At 70.0% G+C, this 3,894-nt stretch carries 4 protein-coding genes; all 4 read right to left on the bottom strand.

What is annotated here, in order from left to right; genetic code table 11:
* Nucleotides 1-266 (bottom strand): methylmalonyl-CoA mutase family protein (locus tag ACWEN3_RS31225; RefSeq protein WP_452977455.1); only part of this gene is annotated, 266 nt, incomplete at its 3' end.
* A 9-nt stretch (nucleotides 267-275) separates the two neighbouring features.
* Nucleotides 276-1,613 (bottom strand): crotonyl-CoA carboxylase/reductase, encoded by a 1,338-nt coding sequence (ccrA, locus tag ACWEN3_RS31230; RefSeq protein WP_452977466.1) that lies wholly within the window; start codon nucleotides 1,611-1,613, stop codon nucleotides 276-278.
* A 461-nt stretch (nucleotides 1,614-2,074) separates the two neighbouring features.
* Nucleotides 2,075-2,893, bottom strand: a complete 819-nt coding sequence (locus ACWEN3_RS31235; protein ID WP_452977469.1) for a TetR family transcriptional regulator — start codon at nucleotides 2,891-2,893, stop codon at nucleotides 2,075-2,077.
* Between the two features lie 136 nt (nucleotides 2,894-3,029).
* A partial coding sequence (locus ACWEN3_RS31240; protein ID WP_452977457.1) for a 3-hydroxyacyl-CoA dehydrogenase family protein occupies nucleotides 3,030-3,894 on the bottom strand: 865 nt, incomplete at its 5' end.

The raw sequence follows: 3,894 nt of genomic DNA on the forward strand, positions 1-3,894 counted from the left end.
GGGGGGAGAGCCGGGAGCAGGTCACGGCCGGGGGGGACGAGGTGGTGGACTGGGCGCGGTCGGCCGACCGGGACGTGCTGGTCTTTGCCGCGGGCGAGGATGTGGTCGGAGTCGTAGCCGGTCTGCGTCGGCAGGTCGAACGCCACCGACAGACCGGTCTGGCCCTTGGCGAGGTTGCGCCGGTACAGCTCGTTGGACGCCTCGGCCGTGGAGTGGCCGGCGTACGTCCGCATGAGCCACGGACGGTCCTTCTGACGCTCTGTCATCTATGGCTCTCAGACGTTCCGGAAGCGGTTGATGGCGTCGATGTGCTTGGCCCGCATCTCCTCGTCGCGCACGCCGAGGCCCTCCTCGGGGGCGAGGCAGAGCACGCCGACCTTGCCCTGGTGGAGGTTGCGGTGGACGTCGTACGCCGCCTGGCCGGTGTCCTCGAGGGAGTAGACCTTCGACAGGGTCGGGTGGATCTTGCCCTTGGCGATGAGGCGGTTGGCCTCCCAGGCCTCGCGGTAGTTGGCGAAGTGGGAGCCGATGATCCGCTTCAGGGACATCCACAGGTAGCGGTTGTCGTACTCGTGCATGTAGCCCGAGGTCGAGGCGCAGGTGGTGATGGTGCCGCCCTTGCGGGTGACGAAGACCGAGGCGCCGAAGGTCTCACGGCCCGGGTGCTCGAAGACGATGTCGATGTCCTCGCCGCCGGTGAGCTCACGGATGCGCTTGCCGAAGCGCTTCCACTCCTTCGGGTCCTGGGTCTGCTCGTCCTTCCAGAACTTGTAGCCCTCGGCGCTGCGGTCGATGATCGCCTCGGCGCCCATGGACCGGCAGATGTCCGCCTTCTGGTCGCTGGAGACGACGCAGATCGGGTTGGCGCCGCCGGCGAGGGCGAACTGGGTGGCGTAGGAGCCGAGGCCGCCGCTGGCGCCCCAGATCAGGACGTTGTCGCCCTGCTTCATGCCGGCGCCGTTGCGGGAGACCAGCTGGCGGTAGGCGGTGGAGTTCACCAGGCCCGGGGCGGCGGCCTCCTCCCAGCTCAGGTGGCCGGGCTTCGGCATCAGCTGGTTGGACTTGACCAGCGCGACCTCCGCCAGGCCGCCGAAGTTGGTCTCGAAGCCCCAGATGCGCTGCTCGGGGTCGAGCATCGTGTCGTTGTGGCCGTCGGAGGACTCCAGCTCGACGGACAGGCAGTGGGCGACGACCTCGTCGCCGGGCTTCCAGGCGTTGACGCCCGGGCCGGTGCGCAGGACGACGCCCGCGAGGTCGGAACCGATGATGTGGTACGGCAGGTCGTGCCGCTTGGTCAGCTCGCTGACCTTGCCGTAGCGCTCCAGGAACCCGAAGGTCGACAGCGGCTCGAAGATCGAGGTCCACACGGAGTTGTAGTTCACGGAGGAGGCCATGACGGCCACCAGGGCCTCGCCCGGGCCCAGCTCCGGCACGGGGACCTCGTCCAGGTGGATCGACTTGCGCGGGTCCTTGTCGCGGGTCGTGAGGCCCGCGAACATCTCCGTCTCGTCCTTGTGCACGGTGATCGCACGGTACGAGTCGGGGAGCGGCAGAGCGGCGAAGTCGGCGGACGTGGCGTCCTTCGACTGGATCGCGTCCAGGATGTCCTTCACGGTCACGGTGTTGCCTCCGGCGGTGAGCGCCCTGAGGGAGGGGCGCTGAGGGATCGTCGGTGCTGCGATGAGTGCTGCTGAGGGTTTTTGGGTGTGCCGTCGGTTCGGCTCGGTGGTGCTTCGGCAGCGCTTTGTGGCGCGGGAGGTTGCCTGTGACGCAGGCGTCCGGGCGCGCAGGCCATTGGCTTGCTGGGACAGCCGACGAGCGATAGGTCTCTGCTCGCCGGCCGCCCGGACATCTTCAACGTATGACACCGCGTGTCAGGTGACAAGGCACTGAGTGCCAGAACTTGGCCTCAGATGAAATCTTTACGTAACAAATGAGCGATGATCGATCGAACGGGCCCTGAAATCTGTCGGAAAAGGGGCTCTGACATGGCAAAACGGCCACCCCGTGGGGTGGCCGTCATCACAGCGCGCAAGCCGGTCGGGAGGTCTTCCGGACGCCCCCGGACCCTCGCTCAGCGGTCCTTCAGGGCCTCCTCGATGGTCCGCATGACCTCCTCCAGCGGGGCGTCGGTCCGGGCGACGGTGACGAGCACCTCGCCGTGCGCCGAGGCCGTCGCGGGGGCGGCGGCCCGCTTGGTGGCGGCCGGGCCGCGTCCGGCGCCGATGCCGGTGCCGAAGGTCTTGCGGACGATCGCGAACGCGTGGTCGAGCTGCGCCTCGACGTCGCCCTGGCCGCCCGCCCGCAGCCAGCGCCGCAGCACGTGGTTGTGGGCGGTGACGACCGCGGAGGCGGCGACCTCGGCCAGCAGCGGGTCGTCGTTGGCGTCGTCGGCGTGCGCGTGCTCGTCGAAGTGACCGAGCAGGTAGCGGGTGAACAGGCGCTCGTAGCGGGCCACCGAGGCGATCTCGGCCTCGCGCAGGGTGGGCACCTCGCGCGTGAGCTTGTAGCGGGCGACCGAGATCTCCGGGCGGGCCGCGTACATCCTCATGACTTCCTTGATGCCGCGGCACACCGTGTCGAGCGGGTGTTCGTGCGCCGGGGCGGCGTTCAGCACCGCCTCGGCACGGATCAGCGTGTCGTCGTGGTCCGGGAAGATCGCCTCTTCCTTGGAGCGGAAGTGGCGGAAGAAGGTGCGGCGGGCGACGCCGGCCGCGGCCGCGATCTCGTCGACCGTGGTGGCCTCGTACCCCTTGGTCGCGAACAGCTCCATCGCTGCGGCCGCCAGTTCTCGGCGCATCTTGAGCCGCTGGGCGGCGGCGCGACTGCCTGCGGCACTTTCCGGCGCGTCGGGCGTAGCTGGTGTACGTGAGGACTTGGCGGGCTGGGACATGACCCGAACGTACTGCATGTGCGCAGCTCGGTGCGCAGGTGCGGGGTTTCCCCCGCCCGGGAAGGGCGGGGTGCCCGTGGCCGGGTCGAGCAGCCCGCCCCAGTCCGTCTCCGCGTGGGACCAGTCGCCGACGCCGTCAGCGGCGGGCATACTCGCGGAAGCCGCGGCCCGTCTTGCGGCCGAGGCAGCCCGCGGCCACCAGGTGCTCCAGCAGCGGCGCCGGGGCGAGGCCCGGGTCGCGGAACTCGCGGTGCAGCACCTTCTCGATGGCCAGCGAGACGTCCAGGCCGACCACGTCGAGCAGCTCGAACGGGCCCATCGGGTAGCCGCCGCCGAGCTTCATCGCCGCGTCGATGTCGTCCAGGGAGGCGTAGTGCTCCTGGACCATCTTGATCGCGTTGTTGAGGTACGGGAACAGCAGGGCGTTCACGATGAAACCGGCCCGGTCGCCGCAGTCCACCGCGTGCTTGCGGATCTTCGCGCAGACCTCGCGGACGGTCGCGTGGACGTCGTCGCCCGTCAGCACGGTCCGGACGACCTCGACCAGCTTCATGGCGGGGGCCGGGTTGAAGAAGTGCATGCCGATCACGTCCTGCGGGCGCGAGGTGGCGCGGGCGCAGGCGACGACGGGCAGCGAGGAGGTGGTGGTCGCGAGGATCGCGCCGGGCTTGCAGACCTTGTCCAGCGCCTGGAACAGCTGCCGCTTGACCTCCAGGTCCTCGGCGACCGCCTCGACGGCCAGGTCGACGTCCGCGAACGCCTCGTAGGAGCCTGCCGGGGTGATCAGGTCCAGGGTCGCGGCGGCGGCCTCGGCGGTCAGCCGGCCCTTGTCGACGGAGCGCGCCAGGGACTTGCCGATGCGGGCCTTGGCCGCCTGGGCCTTCTCCTCGCTGCGGGCGGCCAGGACCACCGCGTAGCCCGCCTTGGCGAACACCTCGGCGATGCCCGAGGCCATGGTGCCCGAGCCGGCGACGCCGACGGAGCGCACCGGCCCCCGCAGC

The organism is Streptomyces sp. NPDC004561, from assembly GCF_053602155.1.